General features: G+C 69.3%; 21 protein-coding genes and 1 riboswitch. Of the genes, 11 read left to right on the top strand and 10 right to left on the bottom strand.

All coding sequences use genetic code 11. The annotated features are described in order from the left end of the window. Positions 1 to 79: 79 nt before the first annotated feature. The 4 genes from E2F48_RS09805 (at position 80) to E2F48_RS09790 (ending at position 3070) form a co-directional block, all read left to right on the top strand. The gene (locus E2F48_RS09805; RefSeq protein WP_133403797.1) at positions 80 to 1222 is read left to right on the top strand and encodes an S-(hydroxymethyl)mycothiol dehydrogenase; all 1143 of its coding nucleotides are present in this window, start codon (positions 80 to 82) and stop codon (positions 1220 to 1222) included. Continuing rightward, positions 1219 to 1896, top strand: coding sequence for an MBL fold metallo-hydrolase (locus E2F48_RS09800; RefSeq protein ID WP_133403796.1), 678 nt, complete (start codon positions 1219 to 1221; stop codon positions 1894 to 1896). Before E2F48_RS09805 ends, E2F48_RS09800 begins: the two co-directional genes overlap by 4 nt. A gap of 203 nt (positions 1897 to 2099) precedes the next feature. After that, on the top strand, positions 2100 to 2498 hold the full coding sequence (locus tag E2F48_RS09795; protein WP_221411663.1) for a RidA family protein: 399 nt from the start codon (positions 2100 to 2102) through the stop codon (positions 2496 to 2498). Positions 2499 to 2678: 180 nt separating this feature from the next. Then, positions 2679 to 2745, top strand: a riboswitch (guanidine-III (ykkC-III) riboswitch). A gap of 10 nt (positions 2746 to 2755) precedes the next feature. Then, positions 2756 to 3070, top strand: coding sequence for a DMT family transporter (locus tag E2F48_RS09790; RefSeq protein WP_133403794.1), 315 nt, complete (start codon positions 2756 to 2758; stop codon positions 3068 to 3070). A 65-nt stretch (positions 3071 to 3135) separates the two neighbouring features. Here the strand turns inward: E2F48_RS09790 and E2F48_RS09785 are convergent, their stop codons facing one another. Further along, entirely contained in the window at positions 3136 to 3549 is a 414-nt protein-coding gene (locus E2F48_RS09785) for an arsenate reductase ArsC (protein ID WP_133403793.1), read from the bottom strand. Positions 3550 to 3589: 40 nt separating this feature from the next. Then, positions 3590 to 4507 (bottom strand): metalloregulator ArsR/SmtB family transcription factor, encoded by a 918-nt coding sequence (locus tag E2F48_RS09780; RefSeq protein ID WP_133403792.1) that lies wholly within the window; start codon positions 4505 to 4507, stop codon positions 3590 to 3592. 29 nt (positions 4508 to 4536) lie between these two features. On the opposite strand from E2F48_RS09780, the gene E2F48_RS09775 reads away from it, so the two are divergent. Then, entirely contained in the window at positions 4537 to 5286 is a 750-nt protein-coding gene (locus E2F48_RS09775) for an aquaporin (protein WP_133403791.1), read from the top strand. A 58-nt stretch (positions 5287 to 5344) separates the two neighbouring features. Beyond that, positions 5345 to 5683, top strand: coding sequence for a YnfA family protein (locus E2F48_RS09770; protein ID WP_133403790.1), 339 nt, complete (start codon positions 5345 to 5347; stop codon positions 5681 to 5683). 105 nt (positions 5684 to 5788) lie between these two features. On the opposite strand, the gene E2F48_RS09765 is transcribed toward E2F48_RS09770, so the two are convergent. Next, positions 5789 to 6073 (bottom strand): hypothetical protein, encoded by a 285-nt coding sequence (locus tag E2F48_RS09765; protein ID WP_133403789.1) that lies wholly within the window; start codon positions 6071 to 6073, stop codon positions 5789 to 5791. Positions 6074 to 6299: 226 nt separating this feature from the next. Between E2F48_RS09765 and E2F48_RS09760 the strand changes: the two genes are divergently transcribed. Both E2F48_RS09760 and E2F48_RS09755 read left to right on the top strand, forming a co-directional pair. Continuing rightward, on the top strand, positions 6300 to 7070 hold the full coding sequence (locus tag E2F48_RS09760; RefSeq protein ID WP_133403788.1) for a hypothetical protein: 771 nt from the start codon (positions 6300 to 6302) through the stop codon (positions 7068 to 7070). Between the two features lie 155 nt (positions 7071 to 7225). After that, the gene (locus E2F48_RS09755; protein WP_133403787.1) at positions 7226 to 7834 is read left to right on the top strand and encodes a flavodoxin family protein; all 609 of its coding nucleotides are present in this window, start codon (positions 7226 to 7228) and stop codon (positions 7832 to 7834) included. Positions 7835 to 7846: 12 nt separating this feature from the next. Here E2F48_RS09755 and E2F48_RS09750 read toward each other — a convergent pair whose 3' ends face one another. Next, positions 7847 to 9904: a PhoX family protein gene (locus E2F48_RS09750; protein WP_133403786.1), complete on the bottom strand. Its 2058-nt coding sequence runs from the start codon at positions 9902 to 9904 to the stop codon at positions 7847 to 7849. A gap of 206 nt (positions 9905 to 10110) precedes the next feature. On the opposite strand from E2F48_RS09750, the gene E2F48_RS09745 reads away from it, so the two are divergent. Next, positions 10111 to 10803, top strand: a complete 693-nt coding sequence (locus tag E2F48_RS09745) for an aspartate/glutamate racemase family protein (RefSeq protein WP_133403785.1) — start codon at positions 10111 to 10113, stop codon at positions 10801 to 10803. 12 nt (positions 10804 to 10815) lie between these two features. On the opposite strand, the gene E2F48_RS09740 is transcribed toward E2F48_RS09745, so the two are convergent. Beyond that, positions 10816 to 11835, bottom strand: a complete 1020-nt coding sequence (locus E2F48_RS09740; RefSeq protein ID WP_133403784.1) for an o-succinylbenzoate synthase — start codon at positions 11833 to 11835, stop codon at positions 10816 to 10818. A gap of 160 nt (positions 11836 to 11995) precedes the next feature. On the opposite strand from E2F48_RS09740, the gene E2F48_RS09735 reads away from it, so the two are divergent. Beyond that, complete coding sequence (locus E2F48_RS09735) at positions 11996 to 12949, top strand: phosphatase PAP2 family protein (RefSeq protein WP_133403783.1); 954 nt, start codon at positions 11996 to 11998, stop codon at positions 12947 to 12949. Here E2F48_RS09735 and E2F48_RS09730 read toward each other — a convergent pair. Together E2F48_RS09730 and E2F48_RS09725 are read right to left on the bottom strand one after the other, a co-directional pair. Further along, positions 12946 to 13809, bottom strand: a complete 864-nt coding sequence (locus tag E2F48_RS09730) for an MBL fold metallo-hydrolase (RefSeq protein ID WP_246018758.1) — start codon at positions 13807 to 13809, stop codon at positions 12946 to 12948. The genes E2F48_RS09735 and E2F48_RS09730 overlap by 4 nt on opposite strands. A 60-nt stretch (positions 13810 to 13869) precedes the next feature. Continuing rightward, a complete protein-coding gene (locus E2F48_RS09725) occupies positions 13870 to 15366 on the bottom strand; it encodes an AAA family ATPase (RefSeq protein WP_133403782.1) in 1497 nt (498 codons plus the stop codon). Positions 15367 to 15540: 174 nt separating this feature from the next. Here E2F48_RS09725 and E2F48_RS09720 point away from each other — a divergent pair, with 174 nt between their 5' ends. Beyond that, positions 15541 to 16347, top strand: a complete 807-nt coding sequence (locus tag E2F48_RS09720) for an NYN domain-containing protein (protein ID WP_246018889.1) — start codon at positions 15541 to 15543, stop codon at positions 16345 to 16347. A 71-nt stretch (positions 16348 to 16418) separates the two neighbouring features. Here E2F48_RS09720 and E2F48_RS09715 read toward each other — a convergent pair whose 3' ends face one another. Genes E2F48_RS09715 through pdhA form a run of 3 tightly spaced genes read right to left on the bottom strand, consistent with a single transcriptional unit; the run spans position 16419 to position 20217 of the window. Further along, a complete protein-coding gene (locus E2F48_RS09715) occupies positions 16419 to 17984 on the bottom strand; it encodes a dihydrolipoamide acetyltransferase family protein (RefSeq protein WP_133403780.1) in 1566 nt (521 codons plus the stop codon). Next, the gene (locus E2F48_RS09710; protein WP_133403779.1) at positions 17981 to 19090 is read right to left on the bottom strand and encodes an alpha-ketoacid dehydrogenase subunit beta; all 1110 of its coding nucleotides are present in this window, start codon (positions 19088 to 19090) and stop codon (positions 17981 to 17983) included. Before E2F48_RS09710 ends, E2F48_RS09715 begins: the two co-directional genes overlap by 4 nt. Then, positions 19087 to 20217, bottom strand: coding sequence for a pyruvate dehydrogenase (acetyl-transferring) E1 component subunit alpha (gene pdhA / locus E2F48_RS09705; protein WP_133403778.1), 1131 nt, complete (start codon positions 20215 to 20217; stop codon positions 19087 to 19089). Before pdhA ends, E2F48_RS09710 begins: the two co-directional genes overlap by 4 nt. Positions 20218 to 20422 lie beyond the last annotated feature (205 nt).

Below are 20422 nucleotides of genomic sequence, written 5' to 3'. Positions count from 1 at the left end.
AGTGTGGAGGAGACAAGTTCCCCACGGGGAATGGCACCGCGGGCCCGGTGGGCTCTTCCCCCAGCCGAAAGGGATTTCCATGCACGAGGTTCAAGCCGTCGTCGTCCGGGCCAAGAACGAGCCCGCCACCGTTGAGACCATCCTGGTTCCCGATCCAGGGCCCGGTGAGGCGCTGGTCGACGTCCTCACCTGCGGGGTCTGCCAGACGGACCACCACTATCAGGTCGGCGCGGTGGGCGACGATTTCCCCTACCTGCTCGGGCACGAAGCCACCGGCGTCGTCTCCGCGGTCGGCGAGGGCGTCACCGAGGTGGCCCCCGGGGATCGGGTAATCCTGAACTGGCGTGCCGTGTGCGGGCAGTGCCGGGCCTGCCGCAAGGGCCAGCCCTGGTACTGCTTCAACACCCATAACGCCACACAGAAGATGACCCTGCTCGACGGCACCGAACTCTCCCCCGCCCTGGGCATCGGCGCGTTCGCGGAAAAGACCCTCGTCGCCGCGGGGCAGTGCACGAAGATCGAAGGCGACCTCGAGGAGCACCAGTACGCGGCCGTGGGCCTGCTCGGCTGCGGCGTGATGGCCGGCATCGGCGCGGTTCTCAATACCGGCGCAGTGCAGCGCGGCGAGTCCGTGGCCGTCATCGGCTGCGGCGGGGTCGGCACCGCCGCCGTCGCCGGGGCGCAGCTGGCCGGCGCCACGACGATCATCGCCGTGGACCTCGACGAGGACAAGCTCGCCACCGCCCGATCCTTTGGCGCCACGCACACCGTGAACTCCAGGGAACAGGACCCGGTCGAGGCGATCCAGGAGCTCACCGGCGGCTTCGGCGCCGACGTCGTGATCGACGCCGTCGGGATCGCCGCGACCTTCCGGCAGGCCTTCGAGGCGCGCGACCTCGCCGGGAGGCTGGTCCTCGTGGGCGTCCCCGCCCCCGGCACCACCTGGGAGATTCCGCTCGACCAGGTCTTCGGCCGCGGCGGCGCGATCAAGTCGGCCTGGTACGGCGACACCCTGCCCTCCCGGGACCTGCCCATGCTCGTGGACCAGTACCGGCTGGGCCGGCTGGACCTCGACGGCTTCGTCTCGGAGCGGATCGGACTCGGCGACGTGGAGCCCGCCTTCGAGAAGATGAAGGCCGGCAAGGTGCTCCGCTCCGTCGTGGAAATCACCGACAGCCGGGCTGCCTCCGCTGCCGCGGCCCGGACGGAAGCCGCCCGGTGAGCGCCGGGGCGGCATCCCCGCGCACCGACGCCACGGGCCGGGTCCGCGTCGAGCACCTGGTGACCTCCGGAACTTTCTCGCTCGACGGCGGCACGTGGGAGGTGGACAACAACGTGTGGATCGTCGGTGATGACAAGGAATGCGTGGTCATCGACCCCGCCCACGACGCGCAGGCCGTCGTGGACGCCGTCGACGGGCGCACCGTGAAGGCGGTCCTGCTCACCCACGGCCACGACGACCACATCCGGGCCGTCCGGGACGTTGCGGCGCGGCTGGGCGCGCCCGTCCACCTGCACCCGGCCGACACGATGCTGTGGGAGCAGGTCCACCCGGACACCGCCGCCGACGCCGCGATCACCGACGGCAACGTGTTTTCCGTGGGCGGGGTGGAACTCACCGCCATCCATACGCCGGGACACTCCCCGGGGTCGGTCTGCTTCCGGGCCCCCGGCCTGGGACCCGACGGGGTGGTCTTCTCCGGAGACACGCTCTTCTCGGGCGGACCGGGCGCCACCGGGCGGTCCTACAGCGACTTCGGCACGATCATCGAGTCGATCCGGACCCGGCTGCTCACCCTCCCGGAAGGCACCGAGGTGCTGACCGGCCACGGCGATTCAACGACCATCGGGGCGGAGGCCCCGCACCTGCAGGAGTGGATCGACCGGGGGCACTGACGCACCTCCCACCGCAGGGGCCCGGGCCGGGCCCCTGCCTTCACATTCCTCGAACTGAGTCACATTCCTTCTCCGACCCGGATGCCGTGCCTATCGTGAAGTTATCGGACGGAGCCTGACCTCCCGTCCGAGACCGGATGGGGTGCCGACGGAGGCAACCCATCGGCGCGCCCATTGACCTTCACGATCAGATGGGACACGAGATGGAAAATACGGATTCGGTCTTCAACTTCGGCCTCCCCTGGGAAGACGCGGTCGGGTACTGCCAGGGGCTGCGGGTCGGGACGACCCTGAGGATATCCGGGCAGCTCTCCCACGATCCGGAGGGCAATTTCCTCCACGTCGGGGACTTCGGGGCGCAGGTCCGGGCGACGTTCGAGAACATCGACCGCGTGCTGGCGCACTTTAATGCCAGGCGCGACCAGATCATCGAAACGAACATCTTCATGCGGGACTTCCGCGAAAACTTCGCCACTTTCGGGCCGATCCACAAGGAGTATTTCGGGAACCACCGGCCCGCCAGCAATGCCTGGGGAGTGACCGCCCTGGCCCTTCCCGACCAGCTGGTGGAGATCGCCGCCCACGTGGACCTCACGAAGTAGGGCTGAAGGATCGGGTCCGGATCCGCTCATGCGCCCGCGGGCGGCACCGGCCGCGCCCCAAGACTGGAGTGCCGGTGGGGGAGCCACCCGCGGCGCCCAAACACCTTCGACGATCAGGCCGGCCCCGGCGGCGACGCCGCGGGCCTTGGCGGTTGTGGCCCGGACATGACTAAATAGGAGGGAGCGGCCCAGCAGGGCGTTCCCGGACGATGGGTGCCGTACCCGGTGTGCGACAAGACGGCCCGGAGGAGTCTGTCATGGCGTGGATCGTGCTTGTAGTGTCCGGTGTCCTTGAGGCGGTCTGGGCGACGGCGCTGGGCAAGTCGGACGGCCTGAGCCGGATGGGCCCGACCATCGTCTTCGTCATCTCCATCCTTGCCAGCATGGCCGGCCTGGCCTATGCCATGCGCACGCTGCCGGTAGGCACGTCCTACGCCGTGTGGGTGGGGATCGGCGCGTCGCTCACGATCATCTACGCGATGGCCACCGGCACGGAACCGGCGTCACTGCTGAAGATCGTCTTCCTGGCGATGATCATCGGCGGCATCATCGGACTCAAGCTCATCCACTGACCACTTTTGGCGTTCGCTCCCTCTCTTCGGACCCCCGTGCGATGCCCAGGACAGGTGTGGAAGCGTCATGCCTCCTGGACGCCGGCCGGAACCAGACCGGCGAGCAGTTTCTCGACGCGGGACCGGATGTCATCGCGGATGGCACGGACTTCCTCAAGGGGCCGGCCCTTGGGATCGGCAAGCTCCCAGTCCTCGTAGCGCTTACCGGGAAAGACCGGGCACACGTCCCCGCAGCCCATGGTGATCACGACGTCGGAGGCCTGGACCTGCTCGGTGGTCATGAGCTGGGGAACGGCTTCAGAGATGTCGATTCCCTCTTCGGCCATCGCCTGGACGGCGATGGGGTTGATCGAATCGCCCGGTTCGGAGCCACCGGAACGGACCTCGACGGCTCCGCCGGAGAGCTCCCGCAGGTATCCGGCCGCCATCTGGGACCGGCCTGCGTTGTGGATGCAGACGAAGAGGACCGTGGGTTTCATGGGGTTCCTTACTGTGCGTTTTCAAAGCATAGATGATAATCTATTGGTTTGCGAGTGGATTCCCGGGATCCCCGACCAGGGAGGCGAGCAGTTCGCGCACGCGGGCCTCGATGTCGTTGCGGATACCCCTCACCTGGGGCAGCGGCAGCCCCACCGGGTCATCGAGGTCCCAGTCGAGGTAGCGGCGGCCCGGATACACCGGACAGGCGTCCCCGCAGCCCATGGTGACCACGACATCGGCAGCGCGCACCACCTCGTCGGTGAGCGGCTTTGGGAACTCTCCGCCGAGAGAAACACCGATCTCGTCAAGCGCGGTCACGATGACCGAGCGCACCGCATCGGCCGGTGCGGATCCGGCGGTCCGGACGCGTACGCGGTCCCCGGCGAGGTGCCGCAGGATCCCTGCGGCCAGCTGGGACCGTCCGGCGTTCTGCACGCAGACGAACAGCACTTCGGGCACCCGGCCTGCAGGCGGCAGCCCCTCCTTCGCCAGGGCGGACAGCCGCTCCGCGGCGAACTGCGCGGTGAGCGAGGGGAGGTGGCGGGCGGCTCCGGCCCTCTCCGCCAGCAGCGTGCGGCATTCCCGCACGTAGCGGTCGACGGTTTCAGGACCGAAGGTGCCGGCGAAGCGGGTGGTGAGGTCAGCCGCGATCCGACGCAGCACGGCGTCGGTCACCGGCACCGGCCGCTTCCCCTGAAGCATCTCTGCGATGCGGTCCACGTGATCGGGGGGAATCGAATACCAGACCTGCCGTCCCTCCGGATCCCGCCGCAGCAGGCCCTCGGCCAGCAGCGCCTTGACATGATAGCTCACGGTGGGCTGCCGCAGCCCCAGTTCCGCCGCCAGGCTGCCCACCAGGCGACGACCGCCGGAACTATCGAGAATCAGCGACAGGATCCGCGCACGGGTCGGATCGGCAAGCAGTTTCAGTTCGACCGTGGAGTCCGAAATACTCATAGATCAGAGTCTATGCGTATGCTGGGCCGGTGACCCCACGCCCCTCCGCCCTTTTCCGCCGCGCCTGCGCGGAGTTCATCGGATCGGCTGCGCTCACGGCAATGGTCGTGGGCTCCGGCATCGCCGCGGTAAACCTGTCCCAGGACGCCGGCCTGCAGTTGCTCATCAACGCGTTCGCCACCGCTTTGGGGCTGTTCGTGCTCATCAGCGTCCTGGCGCCAATCAGTGGGGCGCACTTCAACCCGCTCGTCACCACCGCCGATTACGCCTTCCGGCTTCGGCCCCGACGCGAGCTGGCCCCCTACATCGCGGCCCAGGTCACCGGATGCATCGCCGGCAGCGTGCTCGCGAACGTCCTGTTCGACCTGCCGCCCGCGGCGTGGAGCAGCACCGGGCGGATCACCCCCGGCCACCTGGCCGCCGAGGTCGTCGCCACGGCCGGCCTGGTCCTTGCCGTCTTCACCCTGGCCCGCACCGGACGGGCTCATCTGGCCCCTGCCGTCGCCGCCGCCTACATCGGCTCGGCATACTTCTTCACCAGCTCCACCAGCTTCGCGAATCCGGCCATCACCATCGGCCGGATGTTCACCGACACCTTTGCCGGAATCGCCCCGGGGTCGGTGCCGCTGTTCATCGCCGCGCAGGCCGCCGGCGCCCTCCTCGGCTACCTTGGGGTTAGGCTCCTCATCCCGGCACCGGAAGGCGCCGGGGATCACCGGACGTCCCTGGCACCGCCCCCCGCCCAGTCCTCTCCCCCGTCCGCCCGGGTGCAGCGCTAGCGGACACGTCCTGAGGGCCGGATCCGCCCAGGTCCACGGAATGGTCGAGACTGGGGAGATGATCCTGAAAGTGGTGGTGCTCTTCGCCCTGGCCGCGGTCGCCGAGATCGGCGGAGCCTGGCTGGTGTGGCAAGCGGTCCGTGAGGGCCGCCCCTGGTGGTGGGCCGGTCTCGGCCTGATCGCGCTGGGCGTCTACGGCTTCCTTGCGACCCTCCAGCCCGATCCCCATTTCGGGAGGATCCTGGCCGCCTACGGCGGGGTGTTCGTGGCGGGCTCGCTCGCCTGGGGCGTCGTGCTCGACGGCTTCCGGCCGGACCGGTGGGACATCCTGGGGGCCGGCGTGTGCCTAGCCGGCGTGGCCATCATTATGCTTGCACCGCGGGTTCCCGGCTCCTAGCGGCGGAGGGCGCTCGACTGGGCGGCGCCCGGGTGCGCCACGGGAAGGGCCGCTGCCGGGGGCACGGTCGGGTGCGCCCCGGCAGCGACGTCGTGGGCCGGCGGTCTAGCCGGCGAGCGGGGCCGAGCGATCAAGCCTGACACTGAACAACAGGTCGTCGACCTCCTCCAGCGCCCTCACCGCTTCGCACAAGCGGCTCTGGGCCGTACCCGGGCCGGCGTCCTTCCCGCTCGCCTCCGCCTGTTCGCAGGCGAAGCGCGCATCGAGGAGGATCTGTACCTGCCGCAGCCGCAGCGCCTCCAGTTCTTCAAGACCGCTCACCACCCGGCCCTGCTCCCGGCCTTCTGCGGCCTCCTGCAGGTCGATGACGTCGGCGCTCAGCAATTCCATAGGGATATGCTCCTGCACGCTGGGACCATGCGCAACAAACGAATCACCTGTAACAGCGAAAAGTTTTTCGCCGGAAAACAGCCGTCACATGCGGCACACGGTAAGGCTGCTGAATATTTCTTGGTTATTTCCCCGATCAACCAATCCGCGCCGAAGGGCCCGCCGAACACCCTATAAGCACATCCCAAGATGTGCGCTCACCGCACAGTGAAGGAAATTGATCTCCATGAACAAGAACATGCGGCTCCTCGCAGTACCCTCCCTCGCCCTCGGCATGCTGGCCCTCTCCGCCGCCCCTGCCCTGGCGGCGGACGGCTCCTACTCCTCCACTCTGGGCCAGCTCAACGGCAGCACCGGCGCGGGCACCATCACCGTCGACGTCAAGGGCGACCAGGCGACGGTCAACCTGCAGGTCTCCGGCCTCGCCGAGACCTTCATGGACGGACCCTACCCCCACGTCCAGCACATCCACGGCGGCGCCGAGGGCGTCTGCCCGACCCCCGCTGCCGACACCAACGGTGACGGCGTGGTCAACACCACTGAAGGCGCCCCCTCCTACGGCGGAATCGTGACCACGCTGTCCACCAGCGGCGGCACCGGTCCCGAAGAGGGCCTGAACGTCAAGCTCGGCGGCCAGGGCGGCAGCTACACCATCCAGCGCACCTTCGAGGTCAACGCCGACACCAAGGCCGCCCTCGAAGCCGGCACCGCTGTCGTCGTCGTGCACGGTCTTGACCCCGCAACCCTGAGCCCGGCCGCCCAGGAAGCCAAGAGCGACCTGACCCCGGACCTTCCGCTGGCAGCGACCTCACCGGCACTGTGTGGAACCCTTGTCGCCTCGCAGATGGGCGCCATGCCCAACGGTGGCGCTGACACGGGAGCCACCCAGGAGACCGGATCCAACGTCGGTGCCCTTGCCCTCGGCGGGGGCCTCGTCCTGGCCGCAGCAGCAGGTGGAACCTACATGGTCCGCCGCCGCAGCACCGATCAGGCGTAAGCAGCACCGCATCTGAGCATCACCAGTACGATCCGGCACGGGTCAGGTCTATCCTGATCCGAACCGGCACCACCGGCCACCGTCGGGGCTTCCCCGCCCCCGCGGTGGCCGGCCCGTTTCCCCACTTCTTGTTCCATAACCCGGGAAGGACCGCCATGACCGAGCTTTCCGCCGTCGCCCTGATATGTTCACTCACCCCGTCTCCGGAACCCTCAAGCAGTGACCTCATGGCACATCATGTTCTCCAGGAACTGGCCACCCAGGGTGTCGCCACCTCCTCGGTGCGGGTGGTGGACCACAATGTCATGCCCGGGGTGCAGACGGATATGGGCGCCGGCGACGACTGGCCCGCCATCCGGGCCCAGGTCCTCGCCGCGGACATCCTGGTACTGGCCACCCCCATCTGGATGGGCCACCCGTGCAGCATCGCCCAGCGGGTGGTGGAGCGCCTCGACGCCGAACTGTCCGAAACCGACGACACCGGCCGCCCGACCATGTACCAGAAGGTGGGCGTGGTCGCCGTAGTAGGCAACGAGGACGGCGCCCACAAGACCATCGCCGACATGCTGCAGGCCCTGAACGACGTCGGGTTCAGCGTCCCGGCCCAAGGCGGCACCTACTGGGTCGGGGAGGCAATGCAGACAGTCGACTACCAGGACCTCGACGCCGTTCCGGAGAAGGTGGCAGCCACCACGGCCGGTGTCGCCCGCAATGCCGCCCACCTCGCCCGCCTGCTCCGCGACCACCCCTACCCCGCCGGGTAACGCCCGGCGGGCTCAGCCCCGGTACACCTGCACCACCGAGGGCCGGGGCAGCGCGCCCTGGCCGGGGGCCGGTTGAACGCCGGCGGGCACGTAGTCCGGGAACCGGGACACCTGGGCCGCCCAGGTGCCGTCCTCCCCCGGGTGCTGGACGGCGACGAAGACCGAGCGCTCGTCGTCGTGGATGATGGGCCCGCAGGTCTCGGCGTCGCGCGGCACGGCGAGGAACTGCTCAACCCGCCCCCGCTCGGCGCCCTCGAGGGCCACCTTAAACAGGCCGTCGCAGTAGCCGATGGTGCCCGGCTGACCATCCGTGGAGATCCACAGGTTGCCCACCGAATCGAAGGCGAGGTTGTCGGGGCAGCTGATCGGGGAGACCTTATCGGCGGGATACCCGCTGAAGTACGCCGTGGAATTCTTCGCCGGGTCACCGCACACCAGCAGCAGGTTCCAGGTGAAGCGCGTGGCCGTAGCGTCGCCACCGGCCTCGGTCAGCTCCACCACGTGGCCGTCGCGGTTGGCGGTCCGCGGGTTCGCCTCGTCCGCCGCCGCGTTGGTGCCGGTTCCCCGGTTGGTGTTGTTGGTGCAGGCCACGTACACCTTGCCGGTCACCGGGTTCGGCTCGACGTCCTCGCACCGGTCCATCTTTGTGGGGCCCACCTTGTCGGCAGCGAGGCGCGTGAAGACCGCCACCTCGGCCGCGCTCATGCCGGGCACCGCCGATTCATTGTCCAGCAGCAGCGGCAGCCACTCCCCGACGCCGTCGAACGCGCCGTCGGTCGGCAGTGCCCCGGCGCCGTTGATCTCGGGCACGGAGTTGCCCTGGAACCTCGCCACGTACAGCGAGCCCTGGGAGAGCAGTGACATGTTCGCGCGCCGCGCCTCGGGGGTGTTCCCGGGCTGGACCGTATTCGTGGAGACGAACTTGTAGAGGTAATCGAACCGCTCGTCATCCCCGGAATAGGCAACCACGCGGCCGTCAGGGGCAATGGTCACGTTCGCACCCTCATGCTTAAAGCGCCCCAGCGCCGAATGCTTGCGGGGCGTGGAGGTGGGATCGAACGGGTCGACCTCCACGATGTAGCCAAAGCGGTGCTTCTCGTTTTCGTAGCCGGGTCGCCGGGTGTCGAAGCGGGCCTCATCGAGTTCCCAGCCGCGGACGGTGGGCGTGGAGCCCAGCCCGTACCGGCGGTCCCCGGCGCTGATTCCGGCGCTCACGAAGTACCCGTTGAAGTTCTCCTCGCCGGAGAGGATGGTGCCCCACGGGGTGGTGCCGCCCGCACAGTTCCCGAGCGTGCCCAGCACTGTGCGGCCGGCCGGGTCGTCGATGGTTTTCACCAGGTCGGACCCCGCGGCCGGACCCGTGAGTTCGTAAGGGGTCGTGGTGAGGAAGCGCCGGTTCCGGGGCGCGCCCTGGACGTAGCTCCACGGCTTCGCCGTGTTCTTACGTTTAAGCTCGACGACCGACAGCCCGTGGGCGGCCTTGCCGATCCCGCGCACCTCTGCGGGGGCCAGGCTTGGGGGCACCATGATGGCCTCGTTGGTGTACTCGTGGTTGGCGAACAGGACCGCACGGCGTCCCTTGCTGCCGGGCAGGGCGAGGATGTCGGTGTAGTCGCAGTTGTAGCCGAACTGGAGGGCCTGGGCCGCCGCGCTCTGGTTTCCTGCGTCGAACACAGGCGAGTTGGAGAACAACGGATCGCCCCACCGGATGACCGGTTTCCAGGTGAAGCCTGCAGGAACTGTCATGGCGTCCACGAGGGCGTCCACGGGTGCGATGGGTGTAAAGCTGAGCTTGCTCCGCGGCCCGCCCAGGGCAACCGCCTGCGGCAGTCCCTTCCCGGGCCCGACGGCCGAACTCACCAGCAGGGTAAGGGCTCCCGCGGCGCCGGCGCCCAGCAGGTTGCGCCGGGAAAACTCGGCCGAAACGACATCGCGGAAGTAGTTGTTCTCCGAGGTATTGCAGACCGCGGAGGAGCAGGCGTTGTCGCACTTCAGGGCACAGGTGACGGCGCTTCGCTTGCCTTTGGTGTGTCCGAGCATGGGGAGCAGCCGGCGGGTGGTTTCACTCATGGGGTGTGCCTTCCGAGGGGACGAACTGGCGTTGAACTCTCGTCCGACCTTGGCGGGGGAAACCGACATCCTGCGTTCCCGCCGGTGAACGGGCAGGAAACCCTGGCGGAACACTTGGCCGCCGGCGCCAGCTTCGACATCCGCATCCGGACTGTCCGCCGTCGCCGAACCTCCCGGATGCCCACCCGGTCCGCTACGGTGGGCGCATGAAACGCATTGGCCTGCTCGGCGGGATGAGCTGGGAAAGCTCGGCGCTCTACTACTCGCTCATCAATGAGGGGGTCCGCGACCGGCTCGGCGGCCTGCACTCGGCCTCCTGCGTTCTGATCTCCGTTGACTTCGCGCAGATCGAACGCCTCCAGGTCCGGGGTGATTGGCAGCGGGCGGGCGAGATCCTCGCCGGGGAAGCACGGCGGATCGAGGACGCGGGCGCCGACCTGCTGGTGCTGTGCACCAACACCATGCACAAGGTGGCGGCAGCCATCGAGGACGCCGTGTCCATCCCGTTGCTCCACCTGGGCGACGTCGCGGCCCGGGCGGTCCTTGCCGCGGGACTCCGGACGGTGGGGCTGCTCGGCACGAGATTCACCATGGAGCAGACCTTCTACATCGACCGCCTTACCGCCCATGGACTCGAGGTGCTGCTTCCCGGCCCGGAGGATCAGGCGGTGGTAAACGCCATCATCTACGACGAACTGGTGCTGGGTGACGTCCGGGAGGAGTCGAGGCGCCGGTATCAGGCGGTGATGAGGGACCTGGCCGCACGGGGCGCCGGGGGCATCATTCTGGGCTGCACGGAGATCGAGCTGCTGATCGGGCCGGACGACACCGACCTGCCGGTGTTCGCCACCACCCGCCTTCACGCGGAGGCGGCCGTGACGGCGGCCCTCGCCGGGTGACTCCGGGTCCCCCTAGCCAGCGGCCCCGGCCAGCACCCGGTGAACCCGCTCGAGCCGGTCGAGCCACCACTGCCGCCGGTCAGCCGGCGCGGCGAAGGTCTCCAGCAGAGCCGGGGACACGGTGACCCGGCGGACCGGAAGGAACCCGCCGTCGGGCACCAGCGGGTCATCGGTGACGTCGCCGTTCATGAGGGAGACGGTAGCGAGTCCGCAGGCGTAGGGAAGCTCGGGCAGCGCCGCGGCGAGGGCCACCCCGGCCCGGATGCCCACGGAGGTGTCGAGCGCCGAGCTGACGACGGCGGGCAGCCCGGCCCGGGCCACCAGGTCCAGCGCCCTGCGCACTCCCCCGAGCGGGGCCGCCTTGATCACGAGCAGGTCGGCCGCATCCTCCCGCGCGACCCGCAGCGGATCCTCCTCGCGCCGCACGCTCTCGTCGGCGGCAATGAGCACGGGCACCTCCCGCCGGCGCAGCTCATTGCGCACCGCCCGCAGCCCCGGAATGTCGGCCACGGGCTGTTCGGCGTATTCGAGCCGGTAGTCGGCGAGCTCCGTCAGTGCGGCAAGCGCCTCGCCTTCGGTCCATCCACCGTTGGCGTCGACGCGGATCGCCGCCAAGGGCAGCAGCCGGCGCACCTCGGCTAGCCGGGCATGGTCCTGGGCGAGGTCCTGTCCCTGCTCGGCCACCTTGACCTTCACCGCGCCGACGCCGCCGAAGCGGGCCAGGACCTCCTCGACACGAGCGGCGGGCACCGCCGGGACCGTGGCGTTCACCGGCACCTGCTGCCGCACCGGCTCCGGGAATCCTTGCCACCCCGCTTCCAGCGCCGAGCGCAGCCAGCTCGCCGCTTCACTGTCTCCGTACTCGGGGAACGGGGAGAACTCGCTCCAGCCCTCGGGTCCCTCGATCAGAAGCGCTTCCCGGACCATAACGCCCCGGAACCGGACCCGCATGGGCACTGCGACGACGCGCGCACGCTCCCGAAGCTCTGCCAGCGGGGGGAGGAACGGGGCGCGGGGGTCGGGTGTGCTCACGCGTCTAGGCTACGTGGCGCTGGAGTGCGCGCCGCGCCTCCCCCGCCGCCGAAACCGCAGCTCACCACGCTTCCAGCCCGTGAGAACGTGGTTTCCTGCTGACTCGACGGGATGGGGAGCCAATTCAGGAACTTCCAGCCGGATATGGAACAGTTGGTGAATGACCTTGCAACGAGGACCTCTTCGGTGGACCCGTCGGCGGGCCAGGGCGGCACGCAGCCCCCAGCTGTTCGTTCTGGGAGCAGCGGTGTGCTTCACGGCCCTGGGCTGGACCTATTGGTTGTTCGTTCGAACCACCACCGGACAGTTCGCCGATGAATCGGCGTGGGCGGAGGCCGACACCGCCGCCCCGGACGGCGCCCTGCCGTTTCTGCGCTTCCTCGACAACCTGCCGCTGATCTCCGTGGTCATCGCCGCGGGAACCCTCCTGTTTGTCACGCTGGTCCGGCGGCGCTGGGCTGCGGCGCTTCTAGCACTCGGTGTCGTGGCCGGGGCGAACCTCACCACCCAGGTCCTCAAAAACATGGTCCTTGACCGCCCGGACCGCGGCGTCCCGACCTTGGACTTCAATTCATTACCGTCGGGGCATACGACGATGGCGGCGTCGGCGGTGGCTGCGGTCTTCCTGGTGTCCTCGCCGCGCTGGCGCCCGCTCGTGGCGGCCGGTGGCGGAACCTATTCGGTGCTGGCGGGTGCCGCGACCTTCGTCAACCTGTGGCACCGCCCGGCCGACGTGATCGCCGCCCTCCTCGTCGTGGGGGCGTGGACGCTCCTGGGCGGTCTGCTGGTGATGCGCACCGGCAATGAGTGGAACGTCTGGCCCGGCTTCGGCCGCCACTGGGCGTCGTCGCGGTGGTGGCTCGCGCTCTGCTGGGTGGCCGGCCTGGCGGGCCTTGTGTGTTCCGCGCTGCTCTATGTCCTGGTGCAGCAGATCGGGCCGGCGCCTGTCCCCGGGACGGCGCGCGTGCCGTTGTTCTTCTGGGCCGGCCTTGCCTCGATTGTGGGCACCGGATTCACCCTGGCCGGAGCCGCCGGCTGGCTCTTCACCTCGCAGGCCCGGATCACCGGGGACCGCCCGCATCCGAACCAAGCCGCCGCGCGGCCCTGCACTTAGGGCTGACGGGAGAGCCACTTCCAGTGGGCGAGCGTCCGAAGCCTGTCCAGCAGCACCCGTGAACGTTCCGGGCTGTAGGGCAGGAGCGGGACCGCCTTGGTCATGTCGATAGAGGCCTCGTCCATGGCGATCTTGGTGACCCGGATGGCCGCGCGCATCTTTTCCATCTGCGTGCTGACGAACCGCACATCCACGGGAGCGCCATGCCCGGGAACGAAGACGTCGTAGAGGTCCTCGAGCGCCGTGATCTTTCCGAGCGTCCGGATCCAGTCGGTGGGGAACGAGTCCTCGAAGGCCGGATCGGCGCCCTCCTCGACGAGGTCACCGGTGAAGAGGACGTTGCCGGCGCCCACCAGGAGGTCGTGGTCGGTGTGGCCTCGGCCGAGATGGAACAGGGTGACCTGGATGCCGCCCAGATTGAGGTCCACCGGCTTGCCGTCGACCAGGCGGGTCGCAGCCACGAGTTCGGTGTGCGGGCCTTCTCCGGCGGCCATCTCGGGTTCCACCCCGCCGACGAGTGCACGCTGCTGCGCGCCGCCGGCGAGCATCACCTCGCTGCAGCGCGAGGTGGCCCAGATCTGCTCGACCCCGTGCGCGGCCAGGTAGCTGTTTCCGAAGTAGTGATCGCCGTGTGCATGGGTGATGACGGCGGCCAGCGGCAGGTCCGTCACTTCCCGGACGCTGCGGAGAATCTGCTCCGCCTGCCGGGGCCCCGCCCCGGTGTCAATGATCAGCCCGCGCTCGGAACCGAGGACGAAGCCGATGTTCGCGGCGAAGCCGGGAAGCGCAAGGACGCGGATGCCGGGCGCGAGCTCCTGCCACGACGCTTCCTGCCCCGGGGCATCGGGTATAGCAGACACGAAGGATCCCTCTCCATAGGCGATGACTTCCAGTCTAGGAGTCCCGGGCTCCGACGGGACTCATCCCATCGGGCCGTGGTGGGACCAGTCTCCCGGCGGATACTCCTGGCCCGGGAAGAACCCGGGGCCGGGCGCGACGCCGGGCTCAGCAGAATGGCCCTGCCCCACCGGGGAGCCCGGGGAGTGCTGGCTCCCGAGCAGGCTGCGGGTCAGGGTGGCGCCGTCGGCCATCAGTTCCGCCACCGCCGCCTCAAGATGGACATCGGAGAGCTCGGCGCCGGCCAGCTGGGCCCCGAGCACGGCCCGGCGCACGAGTTCCCGGACGAAGGACGCGGTGGTTCCTTCGATGCGTGCGGCGGCCGCGGCCAGCGCCTCCTCGCTGAAGCGGATCCTGCGTGAGTAAAGGCGGAGCAGCTCGATGCGCTCGCGCTCGGAGGGAAGCGGAATGTTCACCGCGAGATCGACCCGGCCCGGACGTTCGGCCAGCGCCCGTTCGAGCATATCCACCCGGTTCGTCGTCAGGACGAAAGTGACGTCGGCGTCATCGTCAAGCCCGTCCATGGCGTCGAGCACCTCGAACAACAGGGGCTGGGGGCCGTGGCCGTAGCTGCGGTCCTCGGCAATCAGGTCGCAGTCCTCAAGGACCACCACCGAGGGCTGAAGGGCGCGGGCCATCCGGGCGGCCTCGCTCACGAAGGCAAGGGTGCCGCCCGAGAGCAGGATCGCCGTCGTCCCCTCGGTCCGGCCGAGCAGGTAGCGCACGGTGTGGGTCTTTCCCGTGCCCGGCGGCCCGTACAGCAGGATTCCGCGCTTGAGGTGCTGACCCAGGGCCTTCAACGCCGCGCGGTGGGCCGCGATGCCCACCGCATGGTCGGAAATCCTTTGCAGGAGGCCCTCGGGCAGGATCACGTCCGCCTCTCCGAGCGCCGGGCGGTGGTGGAAGGTGACACCGGCGCTTCCCTGCCCGAAGTCGTCCATCCTCAGGGAGATCACCTGGCCCTTGAGCACGCTGTCGCTCTCCAGCTGCCGGCGCAGCTCGGCGAGGAATGCGGCCGTTGCGCCCGGGTCCGGCGCGAGGACCTCGAGCGATGCGGTCATCCGGCCGTACTGCGGGCTCGCGGTGCGCTGGAGAACCACCAGCGGGACTCCGTCCCGGGTGAACAGCCAGACGCCCAGCGCGACGGCCTGCCGCTGGGCGTCGGGGCCTACGGCCACGTTCGTATAGTCGGGCTGGGAGAGCGGAAGCCGCGGGAAGAACTGCTGCTGCTGGAGCATGTCGCTCAGGGATAGATGGTGGCGCTGGTCTCCCCCGCCGATGCCGACGAGCCGGGCGGCCGGGTCCTTTCCGGCCTCTCCGGCCAGGAAGATGTCGAGGTCCACGAAGCGGTGGGACGGAACCTGTTCGAGGACCACCGGAACCTCGTGTGCCGGGCGCCCGAGGTGTGCGCTCAGGATCGGGACAAGCTGTTCGCCCTGGGGACCGCGCGGTCCCTGCGCCTGCGCCAGCTCGACCAGGGCAGCGAAGTCGGACAAAAATTTCCCCATTGACTCATCCATGGGCAGAGACTACCAGCGGCATTCCATCCCCGAACGGCAGCGCTTCGGCACCGGGAAGGTAATTTCATTCCTAATTAGCTCTAGTCACATCTGAAACAGATGCGCTACTTTCATCAAATACCCATATTCGGGGTATGAGGTAATTCCTTTCCGTTCCAAGCAGGACAGGTGACTATGGAACCCGCCGGAACACCACCCCGGCGGAACGTTGCGGTTTTTCTGGATATGGAAAATCTGTACGGCGGGGTTGCCGGGCACCCCACCTCCGTTCCCGTGGGATCGATCATGAAAGACATCGGCCGGCTCGTCCGCGACAGCGGGGTCGGGGCGCTGACGGCGGTGGCCCGCGCCTACGCGAACTGGGGGCGGGCGGAGATGGGCACCTACCGCCGCCAGCTGCTCGGGCACGGCGTCGAACCGGTCCAGATCTTCTCCTTCAACCAGGACATTAAGAATGCGGCCGACATCGAACTCGTCGTCGATGCACTCCGGATCGCCGCCGACGCGCCGTGGATTGAGGTTTTCGTAATCGTCAGCGGAGACGGCGGGTATGTTCCGCTGGTGCGGCGGCTGCATGCGCTGGGCAAGTACGTGATCGTGGTGACAACCTCGGGTCCCGATGTCGGGGCCGTCAATAGCATGCTCCGGTCGTCCGCGGATCAGTTCCACGTCGTTGCGGTTCCGGAGCCGCCCGCATCGGCGCCGGCGGTGCAGGCGGCGGCCGCACAGCCCGCACCACCGCCGACCCTGGCCGAATACCGCCAGGCCATCCTCTCGCTGGTCGGCGCGGACCCCGAACTGCTCATCGACGGGCGAGTCAATGGAGCCCGCCTGGGCATGCTGCTACGGAAGCGGTGGCCCGGGACCACGAGCAAGAGCTTCCAGTACCGGAACCTTGGGGCCTTGGTCGAGGAAAACTGCGGGCTGCGCATGATCCGTCATATCGAGCCCAAGCCCGTCCCGGAGATGGTTCCCGCCTGAGCCCGCCGCGGGGCCGGCTCCACGGATTCCGCGAAGCCGGCATCTTCACAGGGAACCGCTCCGACGCTTTGCTACAGGTCGGCCAGCAGCCGGGCGGGGTTCTCCATCGCGTCAGCCACGAACCGCAGGAACCCGCCGGCCGTCCCGCCGTCGCAGACCCGGTGGTCGAAGGTCAGGGTCAGCTCGGTCACCTTCCGCACCGCCAGCGCCCCGTCGACAACCCAGGGCCGGTCGATGATCCGCCCGACGCCGAGGATCGCCGACTCCGGGTGGTTGATGATCGCGGCGCTGCCGTCCACCCCGAAGACGCCGTAGTTGTTCAGCGTGAAGGTTCCCGAGGTCAGCTCCGCCGGGGTGGCTTTCCCGGCACGGGCGGCCTCGGTCAGACGGCGGATTTCGGCGTCCAGCGCCCGGGCGTTGAGCAGGTCGGCCCTGCGGATGCTGGGCACCACCAGGCCGCGCTCGGTCTGGGCCGCCACCCCGAGGTTGATGCCCTCGACGGTCAGGAGCTCCTGGGAGCCGTCCTTACCGGTGAGGACGCGGGTATTGAGTTCGGGATACTTCGCCAGCCCGGCGACGACGAACCGCGCGATGAACGCGAGCAGGCCCGGGGCGCCGCCATCGGACTTCAGCGAGGCCCGCAGGTCCAGCAGGGCGGTGGCGTCCACGTCGACCCACACGGTCGCCTCGGGGATCTCCCGGCGGCTGCGCGAGAGGGTGTCGGCGATCGTCCGGCGCATCCCGCGCAGGGGGAGGCGCTCGAGGACGGCGAGCCCGGACCGCTGGTCGATGCCGGACGCCGGCCGCTTCACTGTGGACGACTCCACCGTGGACGCCTCCACCGCCGGCTGTTCCATCGCCGGCCGTTCCCCGCCCGGGGCGGCGGGCGCGCCGGTTCCGCGGCCGGCGAGGGCCGCCTCGACATCCCGGCGCAGGATCAGCCCGTCGGGGCCGCTTCCGCTGAGCTCCCGCAGCACCAGCCCGCCCTCGACCGCCATCCGGCGGACCAGGGGCGAGATGCAGCGCACGGCCTGCACGCCAATCCCGCCGTCGGGGGCGGCCGGGGCCACGGCCCCCGGGGTGACGGGGGCGGGGGTGGCAGCGGCCTGCCGCTGTGGTGATCCGGCGGTCCGGCGCGCACGGGTCCGCTTCCCCGTGGTGCCGCCGGGGGTGCCGTAGCCGATCAGCACGTTGCCCGAGCCCTGCTCCGGTTCCGGTGCTGCGGCGGCCGCGGCGGCGGTCGAGATGCCGGCCCGCTCCTCGTTCCGGTAGGTTTCGGCCTCCGGCCCGGCCGTGGTCCCGCCGACGGGTCCCACGCGCGGTGCGGCCCCGGCGGCGGGCGGCTGGACGGCGGGCGCTTCGGCGGCCGGCGCGCCGGCGGCGCGGACGGAGATCAGGGGGGCGCCGACGTCGAGGGTCTCCCCCGCCGCCCCGTGCAGCACCGCGACGGTGCCGGCGTAGGGGCAGGGAACCTCGACGACGGCCTTGGCCGTCTCGACCTCGGCGACCGGCTGGTCGACGCGGACCTCATCACCCTCCTTGACCAGCCAGTTGACGAGTTCGGCCTCGGTCAGGCCCTCGCCGAGATCGGGCAGCCGGAACACCTGCAGGGTCGCAGGCAGCGCTTCGGTGCTCATTGCCCGTCCTCCCACTGCAGCTCATCGACAGTGTCGAGTATCCGGTCGACGCTGGGAAGGAAGTGATGCTCCAGCTTGGGTGCCGGATAGGGGATATCGAATCCGGTGACGCGCCGCACGGGCGCGGCCAGGGAATGGAAACACCGCTCCTGAACCCGGGCCACGATCTCCGCGGCGACCGAGGCGAACCCCGGGGTTTCGGCGATCACCACGGCCCGCCCGGTCCTGCGCACGCTCGCGCACACCGTCTCGTCGTCAAAGGGCACGAGGGAGCGGACGTCGATGACCTCAAGCGACCGGCCCTCCTCGGAGGCGGCCGCCGCGGCGGCCATGGCGGTGGGCACCGAGGGGCCGTAGGCGATCAGGGTCGCGTCGGTGCCGGATCGGGCGACGACGGCGCTGCCGATGGTCCGCGGCGCGGAGCCCTCCTCGAAGGTGCGGCGCAGCTCCCCGAGGTCAACGACCTCCTTGGACCAGTACAGCTTCTTCGGTTCGAGGAAGACGACGGGATCCGGCAGGGCGATCGCTTCGCGCAGCATGAGGTAGGCGTCGCGGACCGTGGCCGGGGCGAGGACCGTAAGGCCGGGGGTGTGCGCGTAGTAGGACTCGGAGGAATCGCAGTGGTGTTCCACCCCGCCGATGCCGCCGGCATAGGGGATGCGGATGACCATCGGCAGCAGCACCCGGCCCTTGGTGCGGTTGGGCAGCTTGGCGACGTGGCTGACCACCTGCTCGAAGGCCGGGTAGGCAAAGGCGTCGAACTGCATCTCCACGACCGGGCGCATGCCGTTCATCGCCATCCCGACGGCCATGCCCATGATCCCGGCCTCGGCCAGCGGGGTGTCGAAGCAACGCCCGGGCCCGAAGCGGGCGGTCAACCCGTCGGTGATCCGGAAGACTCCACCGAGGGGCCCGACGTCCTCGCCGAACATCAGCACCGAGCTGTCCGCCTCCATGGCGTCGGCCAGGGCGGTGTTGAGGGCCTTGGCGAAGGTCACGGCCGTCGCCGCGGACTGGGTTGTCGCCGCCGGCTGGGCCGCCGACGGGACGGCGGGCAGGTTGGGCGCCGTCGCCGGCGCCGCCGCGCGTTCTGAGATCTGGGTCATGACTGGACCGCCTCGCGTGAGAGCTCGTCGCGCAGCAGGTCGGCCTGCTCCCGGAGCTGCGCTGTTTTCTGGGTGTAGACGTGGGCGAACAACTCCTGCGGATCGACCTCGACGTCGGCGTTGAGGCCGGCGCGGATCGAGGCCGCGAGGGCTTCAGCATCGGCGGCGAACTGCTCCTCCACGGCGTCATCGAGCAGGGACAGCCCGCGCAGGTAGGTGCGCAGCCTGCTGATCGGGTCCTTCGGGATCCACTTGTCGACGTCCTCGGCGGACCGGTACCGCGTGGCGTCGTCGGCGTTGGTATGGGCCTGCATGCGGTAGGTGTGGGCCTCAATCAGGGCCGGCCCGCCGCCGCTGCGGGCGGAGTCGACGGCCGCGCCGAGCACCGACAGGAGCGCGGCGAGGTCATTGCCATCCACCCGCTCCCCCGGCATGCCGTAGCCGATCGCCTTGTGGGCCAGGGACGGCGCCACGGACTGGTTCTTCAGCGGCACCGAGATGGCGTATTCGTTGTTCTGCACGAAGAACACCACCGGTACGTGGAACACGGCGGCGAAGTTCAGCGCTTCGTGGAAGTCGCCCTCGCTGGTTGCCCCGTCACCGCACAGGGCCAGGACCACGGTGTCCTCGCCGCGGAGCTTGGCCGCGTGGGCGACGCCGACGGCGTGGAGCAGCTGCGTCGCCAGCGGGGTGGCCTGCGGGGCGACGTGCAGTTCGTAGGGGTCGTAGCCCGAGTGCCAGTCGCCGCGCAGGAGGGTGAAGACTTCCAGCGGATCCACGCCCCGGGTAATGACTGCAACGGTGTCGCGGTAGGTGGGGAACAGCCAGTCCTGGGACTGCAGGACGAGCGCCGCGGACACCTGGCAGGCCTCCTGCCCGTGGGAGGAGGGGTAGACGGCAAGGCGCCCCTGGCGTACCAGGGCATTGGCCTGGTCGTTAATGCGCCGGCCCGAGATCAGCCGTGCGTATCCCGTCAGGAGGGCCTGGGGGTCCGGTAGCGCGTACCGGGCGTCGGCGCGGGCCTCCCCGTGCTGGTCGATCAGCTGCACCGGAACCGGCGAGGGCAGCAATTGCTTGCCGACCCCGCCCTCCGTTCCGGTGGAGTCGCTGTTCGTTGGAATCGTCATGTCCGCCTCCATTGGCCGTGTCCTCGACAGCGTCAGCGCCGCCGTCCACGGACCGCGGAGGGCAGCATTGGATGCTGTGTCACCTTAGTATCGCTTCGGTGTGCATTTCGTATCCATCAAATGCAGAAAGTCTGGAAGGATTGACTCGTGGAGGGCCCGATCGAAGACAAACGGTCGGTGTGAGCTGGATAACAGAAGGACGGAG

This window comes from Arthrobacter crusticola (assembly GCF_004357995.1).
GTDB lineage: Bacteria > Actinomycetota > Actinomycetes > Actinomycetales > Micrococcaceae > Arthrobacter_D > Arthrobacter_D crusticola.
Note: the sequence above shows the minus strand (reverse complement) of the source record. Positions and strands in the feature narration are given on the sequence as shown.